This is a genomic window from Pedobacter sp. NJ-S-72 (genome assembly GCF_053890575.1).
The window spans coordinates 5,066,434-5,084,239 of the sequence record NZ_CM132681.1 but is presented as its reverse complement, the minus strand read 5'-3'; the positions used below and the strand labels follow the sequence as shown (position 1 = coordinate 5,084,239).

Sequence of the window (17,806 nt, the reverse complement as noted above, 5' to 3'; positions counted from 1 at the left end):
TCAAAGAAGCGATGGCTACCGTGACCATAGCAGAATGGAACGTAAGTATTTCCAATTACACCAAAAATGGGATTATTCAGCTAAGGCAAACCTAACAGCCCTCATGTTTTATAGCAATTTACATTATGAAACTCCCGGAGGATTAACAGATATTCAATATGAACTGACCCCACAATCGTCAAGACCAGCTGCTGGTGCTATCAGAAGTGCTGATGAACAACAAGCCGGAATTAACAGCAAAACTTTTTATGCTGGTATTAAGAATACTATACAATTCAATTCACAGTTCAAACATGTCCTTTCAGTCTTTACTTCTTATACAGATCTCAAAAATCCGTTCATCACAAATTACGAGCACAGGAAGGAATTCACATTTGGAATCCGGACATATGTGGAATACTTTAAAAAACTTGAAGATATTACATGGAGGTTCAATCTAGGACTGGAAGCCTCCAAAACAAGCTCAGACATCGTTAATTCAAATAATAACTACGGAACACCCGGTACTTTACAAGCTTCGGACAAGCTAAATGCTATGACTGATTATAGTTATGCACATTTAAATGTGGATATCTTTCATAAACTTTTACTGGAATTATCAGTCAGCGGGAACTTATATCAATACGGATATGAGAGCCGTGCACCAGTTGTTGTAGCTAAAAAAAAAATCAGCGTATTGATTTGCAATTTATGCCAAGGGCTGCCCTCTCCTACTTATTCACAAAAAACCTATCCTTACGTGCCTCTCTGAGCAGAGGATATTCCCCACCAACTCTTGCAGAAATCAGGGCATCAGATAATGTGATTAATACCAATTTACAACCAGAGAGCGGATGGAATTACGAAACAGGAATCAGATACCAGGCAGAAAACAAACGAATAACACTAGACCTGAATGGTTTTTACTATCAGCTGAAAAATGCAATTGTCAGAAGGTTAAATGAAAATGTGACAGAATATTTCATTAATGCAGGTGGTACAAAACAATGGGGACTGGAAGCTTCAATTTCTGCAACGCTGATTAAACCAAATACAGCTGCAATAATCAGAGCTTTATCAATTAATAGTGCCTACACTTTAAGCCGTTTTAAATTTGATCGTTATCTTGATCGCAATTTAGATCTGTCAGGTAAAGACCTGACTGGTGTACCAAAAAATGTAATTGTTACTTCGATAGATTTACAATTGCCAAAGGGGTTCTATATTTTCCTGCAACACAACTATACTTCAAAAATTCCCCTGACAGATGCCAATACCGTATATGCTAAAGATTATCATCTTATCCAGAGTAAAATCGGCTGGAAAGGGCTCCGGATTGGAAATATACCTACAGAGATTTTTGCAGGAGCAGATAACCTGTTAATCAGAAGTAATCAGAAGTACAGTCTTGGCAATGACCTGAATGCTGCCGGAGGCAAATACTTCAATGCCGCAGCTACAAGAAATTTTTATTGCGGATTAAACATGCATTTCTAAGTTCAGTATAAAAACTATTCCCTCCAATTCTCATACACGGAGGGAATAGTTTTTATAGTTCATATTTATCAATCACTTCCAGGTTATGGATCACAATTTCAGTTGTATAGCGCTGATCACCATTTTTATCCGTGTAGGTCTGTGCACTTAATTTGCCCTCGACCCGCAAGGCTGAACCCTTCCTGACTAAGTTCTCTACCAAATCTACTTTCTGATTCCAGAAAATCAGATTAAACCATTGCGTTTGATCTACCGCTTCTCCTAAACTATTTTTATAAAAACTCATGTACACCCAAACTCAGTCTGGCCATTTTTTTTCCTGTAGCGAAATTAACAATTATCGGATCTGTAGCCGCATAACCCGTTAAACGCACGCTATTTCTTACTCTATCTCTATCCTTATTCATTTTATTATTTAAGCACCATTTCCAAAAAAAACTACAAAAACAAATTCTATAGCAATCCGTAAAACAAATATGAAAAGTCAATAACTATTAGTCGTTCATTAAACGCTTATAATCGGCTAAATAAAAACTAAAAAGAAGAAATATTTAACCAAAAATTAATCAAAACAGATTAATTTATCCCAATGAAATATTGCCAGGATTGCGGAGCCATACTCAGGGGACGTACGGATAAAAAGTTTTGTGATGATCATTGCCGGGGCCATTTTAATAATGCAGCGAACAGGGATCGTGACATAAATTTCAAACAGATCAACCGTATTCTTAAAAAAAACACAGGCATTTTGGAAAAATTAGTTCAGCAAGGTGTTAAAACCACCACATTCCATTTACTTTCAGCAAGCGGTTTCAATTTCTGCTTTTCTACACATCAGTTAGATGAACAAAATGGAGAAATCTGTATTTGCTGCTATAATTATGGCTATAAAAAAAAATAAATGAGTTAGAATTAACAATAAAACAAGTCTCTCATTCACTGCATCATACCCAAAATCAGTATTTCAACCACTAAATCCTGAAATTCGAATGACAGGTTATTTCAATGTTAGTACCTCAATATCATTTAGGTTTAGTACTTTGGCCTATCAATCAATTTAGACCTAACCCTTAATGAGTTTTTTAACCGCAGAATGGAGAAAATTAGCAATAGCTAATTATGCCATCGATCAAGAGATCCTACGTCCGTACTTACCAGCAGGTACAGAGCTGGACATTTGGAATGACACCTGTTACGTGAGTTTAATAGGTTTCCTTTTTAAAAACACTAAATTATTAGGATTCAGCGTTCCTTTTCATGCAAATTTTGAAGAGGTAAACCTGCGTTTCTATGTAAAGTATAAAGATGGAGACGCCGTCAAACGGGGTGTAGTCTTTATTAAGGAAATAGTACCTAAGTTTGCACTTTCTGTAGTAGCCAATACTGTTTACCATGAACATTATGAAGCAATGCCAATGACCCACCGCTGGTCAGAAACAGAAGATGAAAGAGAAGTAGAATACAGCTGGAGATGCAAAAGCGAATGGCAGGTTTTCTCAGTAAAAGCAAATAAAGCTTTATCAGAAATACTTCCTGACAGTGAAGCAGAATTCATCACCGGACACTATTGGGGATATACCAGATGTAATGACACCCAAACCAATGAATACGAAGTAAAACACCCTAAATGGGCCCAATATAAAGTAAAAGATTTTAAGATTGCCGTAGATTTCGCCCATACCTATGGTCCGGAATTTGATTGTCTAAACCGTCAGCAACCAGTATCAGTAATGCTGGCAGAAGGTTCAGATATTTCTGTCGAAGGCAAAAAAGGAATTCAGGGCTAGAAACCCTATTTAATATTTATGATCAATACATCAGACCTTCAATTGTTGCCAGACAACAAAAAACTACAATCCACCTGCAAAGCTATGGCCGTATTAGATGCCATACTTTGTCAGGACTGGACTGGACTTACCGTTATTACTCTTATAACAGCCAGTGGAGTGATGGAGAGGAATTCTTTGAAATGCGTAACGGAGAAGGTGATCAGTTACTTGCCTTATTCAGAAATGAAGGTGCCGTAATTAATGGTTATTTTTCAGAAGCCGAGCAAAGGGAAAAAGCTCAGCTAACTAATCAGCTACCAGAAGTTTTCCATGAATTTATCTTTGGAGAACCTGTAAATTCTGCCGGAACTACATTTTCAGTATGGCAGTTAAATGGCCAGCCCTGGACAACAGGAACTCTTACGGAAAACGATGACCATTCTGCAGAACTGCTTAGTCCACTGGATGGAGAACCTGCTACCTATATTAAATGGGCAACAGATTATTTCAAAGGAAGTTATACAGAAAGTGGAATTCCACTGGATACTGTAACCCGGATTTTCAATCAGGAACCATTAACCAAAGAAATGGTTTTATCACTTGTAGGAGAACTGGAAGACTGGGATCAGCTTGTTGAAGATCTGACAGAAATTTCATATCCGTATCATATAAATCTGTAAACCATACAATTGGCATCAACAATCTTATCTTTGCGGCCATTATGAAATTACTGAAGCTAATTACCAACACAAAAATAAGTCTGATCACACTCTGCCTGGGTGGCATTAGCCTGGGAATGACAGAATTTATGATGATGGGGGTATTGCCCGATGTAGCCAGAACCCTCAGCATCAGTATTCCTTCTGCAGGAAATCTAATTTCCATTTATGCCTTAGGTGTAATTATCGGAGCTCCGATAATGGTCGCTGTTCTGGGTAAATATCCCCCTAAAAAAGTATTGATTGGCTTGATGATTACCGTAGCCAGCGGAAATATATTATTCAGTTTTGCCCCAACTTATGAACTTCTGCTTGTTGCACGCTTCTTAGTAGGCTTACCTCATGGTGCCTTTTTTGGTATCGGTGCAGTAGTTGCCAGCAGATTAGCAGATCCCGGAAGTGAGGCCAAATCAGTCTCTGTCATGTTTGCCGGTTTAACTATCGCTAATATCATAGGCGTACCTCTAGGTACATTTATTGGTCATAACGTCAGCTGGAGAATCTCGTTCCTGTTAGTTTCTGTAATTGCACTAATTACTGCAGCCAGCATCAAATTATGGTTACCTGTATTGCCTTCACAATCAGAGACCAAGTTTTCAGACAGCCTTAAAGTTTTCAAAAAGCCAGAACTCTGGATCATTATTGGAATTTGTGCAATAGGAACGGGAGGTTTGTTTGCCTGGATCAGTTATATCGCACCTCTAATGACAGAAGTTGCTCATTTTAACAGTAATATGATTACCCCGATTATGGTCATAGCAGGTATTGGAATGGCGGTGGGTAATTTCGCAGGAGGACGTCTGGCAGACAAATTTTCGCCGCTAAAAACCACCACCTATTTATTACTGGCCATGATTATAACCTTAATATTGGTAGCCCTGTTAAGCCATTTTAAAATTGCTGCTATCTTATTGACCTCATTACCGGCGCGCTCGCATTTGCAGTCATTGCACCTTTACAGATGCTGATGATCGGCGCAGCAAAAGGAGCCGAAATGCTGGCTTCTTCTTCTATGCAAGCCAGTGCAAATACAGGAAATGCCCTGGGTGCATTTTTAGGTGGCCTGCCAATTGCAGCTTATGGTTTTACCTCCCCGCAATACGTAGGGGCAGCATTAGCCTTTGGAGGTTTCTTACTATGTGTATTGTTAACTACACTGCTAAGTAACAGAACAAAAATAAAAAAAACCGTTATTGCTTAAACGGTTTTCATTGGTGTATTTTCGGGTTCCCCTCTTTTAAGATACATAATAACAAGTCCCGTTAAGATAAAAGGAATACTTAGTAATTGTCCCATATTTAAAAGCATCCCTGCTTCAAAAGCAGACTGATCTTCTTTAATAAATTCAATAGCGAGTCTGAAGCAGAAAATCAGGAAGATGACCATTCCGAAATAAAAACCAGAAGACTTTGGATATTTTTTCATCGTCAGATATACAAAAACGAATATCAGTAAGTAGGCAATAGCCTCATATAATTGTGCCGGGTGACGCGGAATATTATCATCTCTCAAAAATACGAAAGCCCAGCTTACATCAGTTGGCTTTCCTATAATCTCTGAATTCATCAGGTTTCCAAGTCTGATGAAAGTACCTGCAAGCGGAACCACCAGGGCAACCTGATCTAACAAAAACCACAGTTTCACTTTAAACTTCCTGCTAAACAAGATCAGACTTAGCATAATACCTATTCCACCACCATGACTTGCCAGACCGAGGAAACCCGTGATACGGAAATGCGGCGTAAATGTAACAGGAAGCACTGCTTCCAGCGGATGCTGAGAAAAATAAGCAAAATCATAAAACAGAACATGACCAAGACGTGCCCCGATAAGTGTTCCTAAAACAGCATATATAGTTAAAGAATCCATCAGCTCAACATCAATCCCATATTTAACAAACTGTTTTTTCAATACGATATAGCTGGAAACAAATGCAAGCAGGAAAAACAAGGAATAATACTTTAATGCAAAAAATCCTAAATCTATTATTGAATCACCGGGGTTCCATATAATGGTAGCTATGCTCATATCTGCTTAAAATTTTGTGTTAACGCCTGCAAATATAGACCATATAAAGACATATGCAATAACGTTGCAGAATTGCAATCAAATTAAGTTTATATTTGCTTTCATACCAAACGCCATGGGCTTCCTTATTCATTTATGTTTAACCGGTTCTCTCTCTCCCTTTTACGTGTCATCATAACAATCCTATTATTTTTTTTGTTCTTAGCCCGGTCACCTATGCGCAAAAAGTTGTCGCAGTAGATGACAATATCAATCAGCATATCTTTAATTTCAATGAGATAGAATGGCTAAAGGACACAACTAACAAGCTGAATTTCGAGCAGATTAGCAGTAAAGGTTATGAACATCATTTCATAAAAAACTTAAAAAGCACACCTCAAACAACAGATCTCTGAAGCAACTTACTGGTTCAGGATTAAGATCAAACATAACAGCAAAGCCGATAAAAGATATCTTCTTGAGTTTTTTGATCAGACAATAGACCACGTTACCGCTTATTTACCTCAAAAAAATGGAGTTTACGAAGTTAGACAGTTTGGAGATCAGTTTAAATTTGAACAACGCGAACTTCATCATAAGAACTTCGAACTGTATATTAATAACGATAACAACGAAACACAGGTTTACTATTTCAAGTTTCAATCCTCACAGATCTCTGACGCGATCATTGTGCTGAGAAGCGTAGACTGGTTTATATCTTACGCCCTGGACGAATATTTCTACTTCGGTATCTTTTATGGAATGATCCTGGTCTTCAGTTTTTACAACCTGATCATGTTTATTGCTATGCGGCAAAGACAATACCTCTATTATGTATTGTACAATCTAAGCGTGGGTTTCTTTGAAATGAGCACAGACGGTATTGCTTATCAATATTTATGGTCTGCCTCCACTGCATGGAATCAAATTGCCTATGCCTTTGCTCTTTATGCCACTAGTGTATTTGCACTGCTGTTTAGCAAAGAGTTACTCTTTGTTAAAGCAAAAGCACCCGGATTAAATAAATTCATTCTGTGTATTATTGGAATCAGGACGGCACTCTTCTTTTATAGCTTGTTTTTTGACCGTTCTTTGTTTACCTATAAATTCCTTGAATTTATTCCATTGGCCGTAGCCTTCTATACTGGTATTTACATTTATAAACAAGGTTATAAACCAGCACGTTTCTTTGTTCTGGGCTATAGCTTCCTGTTTATTGGTTTTACTTTAAAATTCCTGATTATGTTAGGATTTTCATGGTTAAACTTTGGTGTGGTCAGTTATTATAGCCTAAGCTTCTGTTTTGTATTGGAAATGGTATTTCTCTCTTTTGCCATTGGCGATAAAGTACGTATCCTGAAAACGAAGAAAGAAAAAGTACAGCGTCAGATGATCCGCCAGATGGCTGAAAATGCCAAGTTGAAAGACACCCTGAACCAGCAATTGGAAACTAAGGTAGAAGAGCGCACCAAGGAAGTATTTCATAAGTCACTCATCATTGAAGCTAAAAATGCAGAGCTGCTTGAAGTGAATGATCGGTTACAACAACAAGCAGAAGAAATTTCAAGGATGAATATCCTGCTGGAACAAGACAACCAGGAACTACAAACTAATGTTGAAAAAGTAACCCGTGACCGTGTGATGTCTGCCGATGTCGACTTCGAAGAGTTCAGTAAAATCTATCCTGACAAAGACAGTTGTAATCTTTTCCTTTCTGAACTGAAATGGAAAGACGGCTATAGCTGCCGTAAATGCAAAAACACACATTACTATAGCGGTCATATTGCATTTAGCAGAAGATGCAGCAAATGCGGATATGAAGAATCTGTTACCGCTTATACTGTTTTTCAAAATACCAGAATCCCTATCAACAAAGCCTTTTATATGATCTTCCTGATCTACTCCAGTAAAGTAAAGAAAAATCTCTCTCTTCTCATAAGCTCGCTGAAATTTTAAATATCCGTCAAAGTACCTGCTGGACCTATGGATCCAAGATTAAAATTCTGATGGAAGAAAGAAAAGCAGTATTAAAAAAGGCCAGTAAAAATGGATGGAGTCAGCTTGTTCTCGAATAAAAGCTATTAAATCTTCTATAAAATCACCTTAATTCTTAAGGGTATCAGAGCGTATCGTTTACCTGATGCCTCAAATGGAATATCTTTCACTACCCCCTGTAAATCAGCTATAAACCATTATTCACACTACGGTATCAAAGCGTATCAATTATAACATAATCATCTATATATCAGTATTTTATGTAAAATATAATTACCTAATATCTTGCTTTTAACAGATATTAGGCGTTAACTTTAACAATCAAATACACACCTAAACAAGCACATCATGACTAAAAATTTTACTCTTTTTCTCATTTGTCTTTTATGCGGGATTTCTGTAGCAATAGCACAGGACATTACCATAAAAGTGAAGTGAAAGATCACCAGGGGCTTCCTTTACCAGGAGTTTCGGTAAAGGTTAAAGGTACTAACAATGGAGTAGTCACAAACGGAACTGGCTCCTACGTTTTATCTGCACCATCAAACAGTACCCTTATTTTTTCATTTATAGGTTATAAAACAATAGAAGAAGCGATAAGCAACCGTAAGAATGTTAGTGTAAAACTGACAGACGACAATCAGCAATTAAATGAAGTCATTGTAGTTGGTTATGGTACACAGACTAAAAAAGACCTGACTACAGCTGTCTCTTCTATTTCAGCTAAAGACATCCAGAACCAGCCAGTAACAAATGCACTGCAAGCTCTTCAGGGAAAAGCAGCAGGTGTACAGGTTACCTCTCAGTCTGGTAAACCAGGTGCAGGTATTTCAGTGAGTATTCGTGGTAATACTTCTTTGACTGCTTCAAACAGTCCTTTATATGTGATTAATGGAGTTACTTCCAGAGATGCAAGTTTCATCATCAATCCAAACGATATTGAAACGATGACCATTTTAAAGGATGCATCAGCCGCTGCAATCTACGGTTCAAGCGGTGCAAATGGAGTTGTATTGATTACGACTAAAAAAGGTTCGGCAGGCAAAGTAAAAGTCGGGTTTAACGCATTTACGGGTATCTCGAACTTCTGGAGAAAACAAGATGTTCTTAACAGTGACCAATATGTTGCACTGATGAAAGATCTGGGTTATACAGAATTTGGTGGTACACAAAACACTGACTGGCAAAAAGAAGCATTTGGAACCGGGCAGCAAAATAGCTACCAGTTATCGCTTTCAGGCGGAACTAAAGGGGGACAGTACTACCTGTCTTCAGGCTATCAACAAGACAAAGGTGTTGTTGCACCAGCCAAGTTAGACCGATACAGCTTCAATTTCAATGGTAGTCAGCGTATGACCAGCTGGTTAAAGTTTAACGTTACCGCTGCTTTAACGTCTAACAAATCTATTGACGTATCAGATAATGCCGGCCGGCATTTCTAAAGGCGGTGTAATACTGGCAGCTTTAACTACACCACCAACCTTAACTATTTTTGAATCAAATGGCAATTACACACCTGTACCGGGGGGATATGAAAATCCAATCGGTAATGCATTTGGTTCTAAAAACATGAAAAGACAATTAAAGTTTATCGGTGCCTTTGGCGGTGAGATCAATTTTAATAAAGATTTAGTTTTCAAATCTACCATTAGCACTAATGTTAGAAACGAATACTACGATTATACACTAGACCCTTTTAAAACAGTTTACGGTCGTAACGAAAGAGGTATTTACAATAACAATAAAACCAACGACCATGTATGGCTGAACGAAAATATCCTGAGCTACAATAAAACAATTGGTAAAAATGTTTTCGGTGCTCTGGCGGGTTACACTATTCAGGAGTCTGACTATACCTATCTGGAATATTCGGCTACCCGTTTTGTAGATCAGTCAGGTCTTCCGATTGCCCCTTCGATCGCACCAAAAATACCGCAACGTTCTCAATGGTCTAAACAGTCTTATTTAGCAAGAATCAATTATGCCTTTGATGGTAAATACTTACTGAGTTCTAACTTCAGAGCTGATGGATCTTCCCGTTTCGCCCCCGATCATAAATTCGGTTATTTCCCTTCTGTTTCTGCAGGCTGGAGAATATCAGGAGAAAATTTCCTGAAAGACAGTAAAACGATCAACGACTTAAAGATTCGCGGAAGCTGGGGTAAAGTTGGTAATGACGAAGGTATTGGTGACTATGCTTATATGAAATTATATCAGATCACCGCACAGAATTCTTATACGCTGAATCAACCTGCCAATGATCAGCTTTCATGGGAAAAAACCACTCAGACCAATATTGGGCTTGATTTAACCATGTTCAATAACAGGGTAACTTTTACGGCTGATGCTTATTTGAAGAAAACCAATGACCTTTTAGTAAAAGTTCAGCTGCCACCATCTTCAGGTCTGGGTACGCAGGCGCTTAACGTAGGCTCAATGGAAAATAAAGGATTGGAATTTGCCCTGTCTACCAAAAACATTGAGAAAAGTAAATTCACCTGGTCTACAGATTTAAACTTCTCACTGAACAGGAATAAAGTAACCAGTTTGGGAAATAGTACACAATCACTTGATTTTGGCGGGATTTTCGAACGTGATGCTGCTATAAAAGTTGTCGTTGGACGTCCGTTGGGAAGTATTTATGGTTATGTATTTACAGGTGTTGATCCAAAGACCGGTAATGCTACCTATCAGGATACGAACAATAATGGCCAGAGAGATAATGACGACCGTCAGTTTATCGGTTCAGCGCAACCGAAGTTTACTTATGGGGTAAACAACAATTTCACTTATGGGAATTTTGGCCTGTCCGTATTCTTCCAGGGTGTACAGGGCAACCAGTTGTTTAATGCTTCAAAAATTGAACTCGAAGGAATGTACGATGCAAAAAATCAGTCAGCAAGTGTGTTAAACAGATGGACAACCCCGGGACAGGTAACAGATATTCCAAGGGCCCAGCTAACTACTTCTTCATTTACAAACACCAATTCACTGACTTCCAGCAGATTTGTAGAAAATGCATCTTATCTTAGATTGAAAACTGCAACACTGTCTTACAGTTTTGGTAAAGCTGCATTAGGAAAGTTAAAAATGGATAAACTAATGATATTCGCTACAGGATATAACCTCCTGACTTTTACCAAGTATAGCGGATTAGACCCCGAAGTGAGCCGTTACGATGCAAACGGACCTGACATGGGAGTTGATTATGGAACCTATCCTCAATCAAGAAGTTTCTTATTAGGTATTAATGTTGGCTTTTAATCTTAGAAAAAATGAACTTAAAAATATATTCACTGATCGCAGCCGGGGCTTTTGTCCTTTCAATTCAGTCTGGCTGCAAAAAGGACTTTCTAAAAAAAGATCCTATTGATAAAATTACCGGAGAGATTGCCTTATCAGATGCTGCAGGCGCTAATAAATTAATGAAAGGCTTTATGATGGTATGTACAATGATTACAATATCTGGGATTTTATGACCAATGGTGATGTGATCTCCGATAACGCATATGCAGGTGGTGATAACCCTGCAAATATCCAGCTTGACTTGTTTACAACAAATTCAACTAATGGAAATGTTGACCGCGACTGGGCAGCTCTTTACTCAGATATTAAGAACGCAAATGAAGTTTTAGAAAATATCCCTAAAGTGCCTGATCCTTCGCTAGATGCCAGCGGCAGAAGAAATCAGATTCTGGGAGAAGCAAGCGGAATACGCGCCTATATGTACTTTAACCTGGTCCGTTTATTCGGAGCTGTACCTCTGATCTTAAAAACGCCCACAAATCTTACAGATACTCAGCAGCCTAAAGCAACAATTGATCAGATTTATACACAGATTATCAAGGATCTTGAATTTGCAGTAAACAATGCAAATGCAACATCAGCAAATAAAGGTATTTTCACAAAGGGCGTAGCGAATGCACTGTTAGCCCAAAGTTTATGCAACTATGCCATCCCCTGACTGGGCAAAAGTTAATCAGTATTGCGATGCCACTATAAGTGGTGGATACTCTTTATTCCCGGATTTCAACGGGTTATTTGATATCGCTAATAAAAATAATTCGGAGTCTATCTGGGAGTTACAATTTCAAGGAAACGGTGGAGAACATGGTAACTGGATGCCGGGTATCATTACCGGTACAGGCTGGAAAAGATTTAATACGCCATCTAATGATCTAGTCAAAGCATATGATGACGAAGGAGATCTGATCCGGAAAAATTCAAGTGTCCTTTTTAAGAATGTAAGCTCAGATGGCTGGTCAGACAGCTACTGGTCAAAAAACAATTACCCATTTATTAATAAGTATAGAGCAGACGACAAAAGTGACAACTATATCCTTCGCCTTGCAGATATCCTGCTGTTAAAAGCAGAAGCACTGAATGAAACCGGCGCTTCAGGATGGGCACAATCAAAAATCATTGTAGATCAGATATCAGAGCAAGAGTAAAGTTAGCCGGAACACCAGCAACCAGTCAGACTACAATGCGTCTGGCTATTGAAAAAGAACGCAGACTGGAACTTGCATTTGAAGGTCATCGCTGGTTTGATTTATTAAGAACCAACAGAGCCATTGCGGTAATGAACGCACAATTGGATGGCAAGGGAAATCCATTAAATTACAATGTAACACCTGCAAACTTACTCTTCCCTATTCCACAAAAAGAAATAGATAGAAATCCTAATATCAGATAAAAAATAATCAACTCCGAAGGCAGTTCAGACTGCCTTCGGATTAAGCTCAAAATAAAAATTGAAATGTATTTAAGAAAACCCCTCTCCGCTCTTTTATTGCTGATCTCTTGTGGAATAGCTAATGGCCAGACAAAAAACAACGCTAAAGTAGAAAGCCTGCTTAAAAAAATGACACTGGAAGAAAAGGTTGGTCAGATGGCTCAGATCACATTAGATGTCATCGGAACCGGTAATGACCGTTATACTAGCGCGGAACCATTTTCACTGGATCAAAAGGCAATGGAAAAAGCACTGATCCAATATAAGCTGGGTTCAGTATTAAATACTTCAAACAACAGAGCAAGAACACCTGGAGTATGGTATGAAATTATCAGCAAGATTCAGCAAACTGCAATAAAAGGTACTAAGAATGGCATTCCTGTCATCTATGGTATCGATGCTATTCATGGGGAAACTTATACCGCAGGTGCAACTATGTTCCCTCAGCAAATCGGACAGGCAGCAACTTTCAACAGAAGCCTTGTTCGCAGAGGAGCTGAAATCACTGCTTACGAAACCCGTGCGAGTTCTATTCCATGGGCTTTCTCTCCTTTATTGGATCTGGGTGCTGATCCACGTTTCCCCCGTCAGTGGGAAAGTTTTGGAGAAGATCCTTACTTAGTTAGCGAAATGGGTGTTCAGGCTGTAAAAGGTCTGGAAGGAGAGAATAATGATGTTTCCAGTCCATACCATGTAGCCTCTTCGATTAAACACTTTTTAGGTTACCAGGTACCAATTTCAGGTAAGGACAGAACTCCTGCATATATTTCTGATCAGGCATTGAGAGAATATCATTTACCTTCTTTCAAAGCAGCTATTCAGGCTGGTGCTAAAACTATCATGATTAACTCTGGAATCATCAACGGTGTTCCGGTTCATGCGAATTATAACCTGCTGACCAAATTATTAAAAGAAGAATTAGGTTTCAAAGGTTTAGCAGTAACTGACTGGGGAGATATTGAGAATCTTTACAAGAGAGATCATGTAGCTAAAGACAATAAAGACGCGGTAAGAATTGCAATTAATGCAGGTATTGACATGTCGATGGTAGCTTATAACTACGAGCCTTTTTGTGATGACCTGATTGCGCTGGTTAAAGAAGGAAAAGTTAAAGAAAGTCGTATTGACGATGCAGTTAGAAGAATTTTACAGGTAAAATATGATTTAGACCTTTTCAATAAACCAACAACCAACCCTAAGGATTACCCCCTAAATTTGGAAGTAAAGAATTTGAACTGGCTTCGTACCAGGCAGCCGCAGAGTCTATTACTTTATTGAAAAACACAGATCAGGCATTACCATTGAATAAATCTGTGAAGATTCTTGTTACAGGCCCTAATGCAAATTCTATGAGAACATTGAATGGTGCATGGACTTATTCGTGGCAGGGAGAAAAAGTAGAAGAATTTGCTGCTCAATACCATACTATTTTAAAAGCTTTAGAACTTAAAGCGGGTAAACAAAACGTGACTTATGTACCGGGTGTGAGCTACAAAATGGATGGCAAATATTTTGAAGAATATGCAGATCAAATGGATGCAGCTATTGCCGCAGCAAAAGATGCGGACGTTGTTGTCCTTTGTTTAGGCGAGAACTCTTACACAGAAACTCCTGGTAATCTAAGTGACCTGTATCTTTCAGATCTTCAAACTGAGCTTGCACAAAAACTTGCTGCAACAGGTAAAAAAATTATTTTAGTATTGAATGAAGGCCGCCCAAGGGTAATCTCTAAGTTTGAGAAAAAAATGAGTGCTATTGTGCAAAGTTATTTACCAGGAAATTTTGGTGGTGATGCAATTGCTGATGTTCTTTTTGGCACAGTGAATCCATCAGGTAAATTGCCTTATACTTATCCTCAGTATCCTAATGCCTTATTCACTTACTACCATAAACCGTCAGAGTCACGTTCTACTACAGAAGGTGTTTACAACTACGACGCGGATTACAATCCACAATATGTTTTCGGATTCGGTCTAAGTTATACCACTTTCCAATACAGCCCGATCAGGTTAAGTACAGCTACTTTGAAAAAAGGAGAAACTTTAACTGTTTCTGTAGATGTAACCAATACAGGTAAAGTTGCAGGCAAAGAAAGTGTATTGCTATTCACATCAGACCTTGTAGCTACATTGGTTAGTCCTGATGTGAAACGTTTAAGAGGCTTCGATAAAATAGAGCTTAAAGCTGGCGAAACTAAAACCGTGCCTTCAAAATTACTGCTGATGATTTAGGCTTTATTAATTCAGATGGTCAAAAAATAACAGAAGACGGAGACTTTACTATACAAATTGCTGGTCAAAAGGCAGGTTTCACTTACAATCAGTAATTAATTATGAAAAGAAATATCTTATTTGCTTTTGCCATTGCTTTATCGGCATGTACGGCAAAAAGAGGAGCAGCAGGTCTTAACGGATCTGCTGCTCCTAATGGAGAAGTTAGGTACTGGCTTACCACAGGCGATAAATCAGCCTTGCTGGAAGAGCAGCCAACAAAACTAAATTTCAATACATCTCAGTCATCGAACCCTACCATTGAGGTTGACGAAACGCAAAAATTCCAGACTATTGATGGTTTTGGCTATACTTTGACCGGTGGTAGTGCTGGCTTAATCAATGCATTAGATGAAAAAGCGAAAGATGCATTATTACAGGAATTATTCTCTGCTAAGAAAAATGGTATCGGTGTCAGTTATCTGAGAATTAGTATTGGCGCCTCTGATTTGAGTGCTGATAATTTTACTTATAATGAATTGCCAGCAGGACAGACTGATATTAATCAGGATAAGTTTTCTATAGCTAAAGAAATGAGGGATCTGGTTCCTGTCCTGAAAAAGATTCTGGCTATTAACCCTGATCTGAAAATTTTAGGTTCTCCGTGGACTGCTCCTACCTGGATGAAAACGAATCATAGTTTTAAAGGTGGAAGTTTGAAACCCGAATATTATGAGTCTTATGCGAAATACCTTGTGAAATATATTCATGCGATGAAAACCCAGGGAGTTACAATTGATGCAATTACAATTCAGAATGAGCCTTTACATCCGGGAAATGTACCTAGTATGTACATGGAAGCGAAAGATCAGGCCATATTTATAAAAACTGCTTTAGGCCCTGTGTTTAAATCTGCGGGCGTTAAAACAAAGATTATCATTTATGACCATAATGCAGATCGTCCGGATTACCCGATTACTATTCTGGATGATCCACAGGCGAAACAATATGTTGATGGCTCAGCTTTCCATTTGTATGGCGGAAAGATTACAGCTTTATCAAAAGTTCATGAAGCACATCCGGATAAGAACCTTTATTTCACAGAACAATGGGTTGGAGGCCCGGGAAAGTTTGATGAAGATTTGAAATGGCATGTTTCTACGTTAGTGATTGGGGCAACACGTAATTGGAGCAGAAATGTTTTAGAGTGGAATTTAGCTGCCGATCCTTTATATGGCCCACATACTGTTGGAGGTTGTACAACTTGCTTAGGAGCGATTACAATAGCTCCTGAGGTAACCAGGAATGTAGCTTATTACATTATCGGTCACGCCTCTAAATTTGTGAGACCAGGTTCTTATAGAATTAGTTCCAATATTACTGACAATTTAGAGAACGTAGCCTTCAGGACTCCTGATGGAAAGACGGCATTGATTGTTGTCAATGGGAACTCTGCTGAAAAGACATTTAACATTCAGTATAAAGGGAAAACGGTAGAGACATCCTTACCAAAAGGTGCTGTTGCAACCTATGTCTGGTAAGGATTAACCACCTGATCCGAAGTTCATAAAAAAGAGAGTAGCTGTATATGGCCCACGTTCCATTCCGGAACCGGTGTCCAAATGTAGCTACTCTCTTTTTTTGGCCAGACTCTTGTGCTAAACAATCGATATACTTATTTTTAGCAGAGAAAACCTGCACAAAAACATCAAAATGAAAAAAACTATTTTATTATTCACGGTACTGGCGGGACTTTTCTCGGCCTGTCAACAGAATAAAACTACAGAACAACACATTGATAGTCTTGCAACAACACCTGACACCAATGCATCTAAGGCAAAAACATGCTATGCCTATATTAAAGATAAAGATACTGTTTCATTATCATTAATTACAGCAGGAAACGCAGTTGCAGGTAGTTTAAACTACAATTTTTATGAAAAAGACAAAAATGCAGGCACTATTGCAGGTATAATTAAGGGAGATACAATACAATCATTGCAGATTATACTTTCGAATCTGAAGGAAGTACCTCCTACAGACAGGTTGCATTTGTAAAAAAAGGCGATCAGCTGCTGGAAGGTTATGGCCCGACTCAGGAAACAGATGGAAGAAGAGTATTTACAAATCTGGCTGGATTAAAATATGGTGACATCACCCTTTCGCCTATAGCTTGCAAATAAAAAAGAAATAAACGTTTTGAACCCTTAAAAGGATTCAAAACGTTCCCAAAATCCGTCTACAGGAAGTTTGGCAAAGATATTTACCGGCTCCTTTTTAACAGGATGAAGGAATTGCAGTCTTCTTGCATGAAGACAGATACTTCCCTTACGACTGCCACGCGGATAACCATATTTATTGTCTCCAACAATCGGACAGCCTAATGTAGAAAGCTGTACCCTGATCTGATGAGAACGGCCAGTTAAAGGATCAACCTCAATCAGATAATACCCCCCCAGCTCACCAAGCAGCCTATAGCTTAATTCAGCACGCTGACTACCCGGAACTTCCATATTGTGTGGCGTTACCACATTTGTCTTTGGATTTTTAACCAGCCAGTGCACTAAAGTTCCCGAAATATTAGCGGGACGGTTGCGCACAACCGCCCAGTAAGTTTTCTTGACCTCCCTGTTTTTAAAAATGGCATTCATTCTTTCCAGCGCCTTACTCGTTTTGGCAAATAAGATCACTCCGCTTACCGGACGGTCTAAACGATGTACCACACCTAAAAATGCACTGTTAGGCTTATTATATTTTTTAGCGATATATCTTTTCACCATATCTTCCAATGGCTCATCACGGGTTTCATCAACCTGGACAATATCACCTGCACGTTTGCAAATTGCAATCAGGTGATTATCTTCGAAAAGTACATCTTTATCAGTTACCGACATT

At 38.6% G+C, this 17,806-nt stretch carries 22 protein-coding genes and 1 pseudogene; 19 read left to right on the top strand and 4 right to left on the bottom strand.

Annotation, left to right across the window (positions count from 1 at the left end; genetic code table 11):
* The first annotated feature begins 34 nt into the window (after window positions 1-34).
* Together ACWYN3_RS33480 and ACWYN3_RS33475 are read left to right on the top strand one after the other, a co-directional pair.
* Window positions 35-751 (top strand): hypothetical protein, encoded by a 717-nt coding sequence (locus ACWYN3_RS33480; RefSeq protein WP_456218100.1) that lies wholly within the window; start codon window positions 35-37, stop codon window positions 749-751.
* A complete protein-coding gene (locus tag ACWYN3_RS33475) occupies window positions 691-1,476 on the top strand; it encodes a TonB-dependent receptor (RefSeq protein ID WP_456218099.1) in 786 nt (261 codons plus the stop codon). Before ACWYN3_RS33480 ends, ACWYN3_RS33475 begins: the two co-directional genes overlap by 61 nt.
* Window positions 1,477-1,528: 52 nt before the next feature.
* Here ACWYN3_RS33475 and ACWYN3_RS33470 read toward each other — a convergent pair whose 3' ends face one another.
* Complete coding sequence (locus ACWYN3_RS33470; protein WP_456218098.1) at window positions 1,529-1,762, bottom strand: single-stranded DNA-binding protein; 234 nt, start codon at window positions 1,760-1,762, stop codon at window positions 1,529-1,531.
* On the bottom strand, window positions 1,749-1,883 hold the full coding sequence (locus ACWYN3_RS33465; protein WP_456218097.1) for a hypothetical protein: 135 nt from the start codon (window positions 1,881-1,883) through the stop codon (window positions 1,749-1,751). The genes ACWYN3_RS33470 and ACWYN3_RS33465 overlap by 14 nt, the downstream gene beginning before the upstream one ends.
* Window positions 1,884-2,065: 182 nt before the next feature.
* Here ACWYN3_RS33465 and ACWYN3_RS33460 point away from each other — a divergent pair, with 182 nt between their 5' ends.
* The 5 genes from ACWYN3_RS33460 (at window position 2,066) to ACWYN3_RS33440 (ending at window position 5,165) form a co-directional block, all read left to right on the top strand.
* Window positions 2,066-2,377: a hypothetical protein gene (locus tag ACWYN3_RS33460; RefSeq protein ID WP_456218096.1), complete on the top strand. Its 312-nt coding sequence runs from the start codon at window positions 2,066-2,068 to the stop codon at window positions 2,375-2,377.
* A gap of 172 nt (window positions 2,378-2,549) precedes the next feature.
* Entirely contained in the window at window positions 2,550-3,263 is a 714-nt protein-coding gene (locus ACWYN3_RS33455; protein ID WP_456218095.1) for a YqjF family protein, read from the top strand.
* Window positions 3,264-3,370: 107 nt separating this feature from the next.
* Window positions 3,371-3,925, top strand: coding sequence for a hypothetical protein (locus tag ACWYN3_RS33450; RefSeq protein ID WP_456218094.1), 555 nt, complete (start codon window positions 3,371-3,373; stop codon window positions 3,923-3,925).
* Window positions 3,926-3,966: 41 nt separating this feature from the next.
* Window positions 3,967-4,932, top strand: a complete 966-nt coding sequence (locus ACWYN3_RS33445; protein ID WP_456218093.1) for an MFS transporter — start codon at window positions 3,967-3,969, stop codon at window positions 4,930-4,932.
* Window positions 4,926-5,165, top strand: a complete 240-nt coding sequence (locus tag ACWYN3_RS33440; protein ID WP_456218092.1) for a hypothetical protein — start codon at window positions 4,926-4,928, stop codon at window positions 5,163-5,165. The genes ACWYN3_RS33445 and ACWYN3_RS33440 overlap by 7 nt, the downstream gene beginning before the upstream one ends.
* Here the strand turns inward: ACWYN3_RS33440 and lgt are convergent.
* Entirely contained in the window at window positions 5,162-5,992 is an 831-nt protein-coding gene (gene lgt / locus ACWYN3_RS33435; protein WP_456218091.1) for a prolipoprotein diacylglyceryl transferase, read from the bottom strand. The genes ACWYN3_RS33440 and lgt overlap by 4 nt on opposite strands.
* Before the next feature lie 387 nt (window positions 5,993-6,379).
* On the opposite strand from lgt, the pseudogene ACWYN3_RS33430 reads away from it, so the two are divergent.
* The 12 genes and pseudogenes from ACWYN3_RS33430 to ACWYN3_RS33375 form a co-directional block, all read left to right on the top strand.
* A pseudogene (locus ACWYN3_RS33430) lies at window positions 6,380-6,601 on the top strand (7TMR-DISMED2 domain-containing protein); the annotation flags it as partial.
* A 60-nt stretch (window positions 6,602-6,661) separates the two neighbouring features.
* A complete protein-coding gene (locus ACWYN3_RS33425) occupies window positions 6,662-7,927 on the top strand; it encodes a 7TM diverse intracellular signaling domain-containing protein (protein WP_456218090.1) in 1,266 nt (421 codons plus the stop codon).
* A 473-nt stretch (window positions 7,928-8,400) separates the two neighbouring features.
* The gene (locus tag ACWYN3_RS33420) at window positions 8,401-9,408 is read left to right on the top strand and encodes a SusC/RagA family TonB-linked outer membrane protein (RefSeq protein WP_456218089.1); all 1,008 of its coding nucleotides are present in this window, start codon (window positions 8,401-8,403) and stop codon (window positions 9,406-9,408) included.
* The gene (locus ACWYN3_RS33415; RefSeq protein ID WP_456218088.1) at window positions 9,389-11,230 is read left to right on the top strand and encodes a SusC/RagA family TonB-linked outer membrane protein; all 1,842 of its coding nucleotides are present in this window, start codon (window positions 9,389-9,391) and stop codon (window positions 11,228-11,230) included. The genes ACWYN3_RS33420 and ACWYN3_RS33415 overlap by 20 nt, the downstream gene beginning before the upstream one ends.
* An 11-nt stretch (window positions 11,231-11,241) precedes the next feature.
* Window positions 11,242-11,445 (top strand): hypothetical protein, encoded by a 204-nt coding sequence (locus tag ACWYN3_RS33410; protein WP_456218087.1) that lies wholly within the window; start codon window positions 11,242-11,244, stop codon window positions 11,443-11,445.
* Complete coding sequence (locus ACWYN3_RS33405; RefSeq protein ID WP_456218086.1) at window positions 11,412-11,930, top strand: RagB/SusD family nutrient uptake outer membrane protein; 519 nt, start codon at window positions 11,412-11,414, stop codon at window positions 11,928-11,930. Before ACWYN3_RS33410 ends, ACWYN3_RS33405 begins: the two co-directional genes overlap by 34 nt.
* The gene (locus ACWYN3_RS33400) at window positions 11,917-12,417 is read left to right on the top strand and encodes a RagB/SusD family nutrient uptake outer membrane protein (RefSeq protein WP_456218085.1); all 501 of its coding nucleotides are present in this window, start codon (window positions 11,917-11,919) and stop codon (window positions 12,415-12,417) included. Before ACWYN3_RS33405 ends, ACWYN3_RS33400 begins: the two co-directional genes overlap by 14 nt.
* Window positions 12,369-12,662 carry a RagB/SusD family nutrient uptake outer membrane protein gene (locus ACWYN3_RS33395; protein ID WP_456218084.1) on the top strand — a complete coding sequence of 98 codons (294 nt, stop codon included), beginning with the start codon at window positions 12,369-12,371 and terminating at the stop codon, window positions 12,660-12,662. Before ACWYN3_RS33400 ends, ACWYN3_RS33395 begins: the two co-directional genes overlap by 49 nt.
* A gap of 63 nt (window positions 12,663-12,725) precedes the next feature.
* Window positions 12,726-13,979 carry a glycoside hydrolase family 3 protein gene (locus tag ACWYN3_RS33390; protein ID WP_456218083.1) on the top strand — a complete coding sequence of 418 codons (1,254 nt, stop codon included), beginning with the start codon at window positions 12,726-12,728 and terminating at the stop codon, window positions 13,977-13,979.
* Window positions 13,976-14,932 carry a glycoside hydrolase family 3 C-terminal domain-containing protein gene (locus tag ACWYN3_RS33385; protein WP_456218082.1) on the top strand — a complete coding sequence of 319 codons (957 nt, stop codon included), beginning with the start codon at window positions 13,976-13,978 and terminating at the stop codon, window positions 14,930-14,932. Before ACWYN3_RS33390 ends, ACWYN3_RS33385 begins: the two co-directional genes overlap by 4 nt.
* A gap of 101 nt (window positions 14,933-15,033) precedes the next feature.
* The gene (locus ACWYN3_RS33380) at window positions 15,034-16,452 is read left to right on the top strand and encodes a glycoside hydrolase family 30 protein (protein ID WP_456218081.1); all 1,419 of its coding nucleotides are present in this window, start codon (window positions 15,034-15,036) and stop codon (window positions 16,450-16,452) included.
* 172 nt (window positions 16,453-16,624) lie between these two features.
* Window positions 16,625-16,969, top strand: a complete 345-nt coding sequence (locus ACWYN3_RS33375; RefSeq protein ID WP_456218080.1) for a hypothetical protein — start codon at window positions 16,625-16,627, stop codon at window positions 16,967-16,969.
* Between the two features lie 149 nt (window positions 16,970-17,118).
* On the opposite strand, the gene ACWYN3_RS33370 is transcribed toward ACWYN3_RS33375, so the two are convergent.
* A complete protein-coding gene (locus ACWYN3_RS33370; RefSeq protein ID WP_456218079.1) occupies window positions 17,119-17,805 on the bottom strand; it encodes an RluA family pseudouridine synthase in 687 nt (228 codons plus the stop codon).
* Between the last annotated feature and the right edge of the window lies 1 nt (window position 17,806).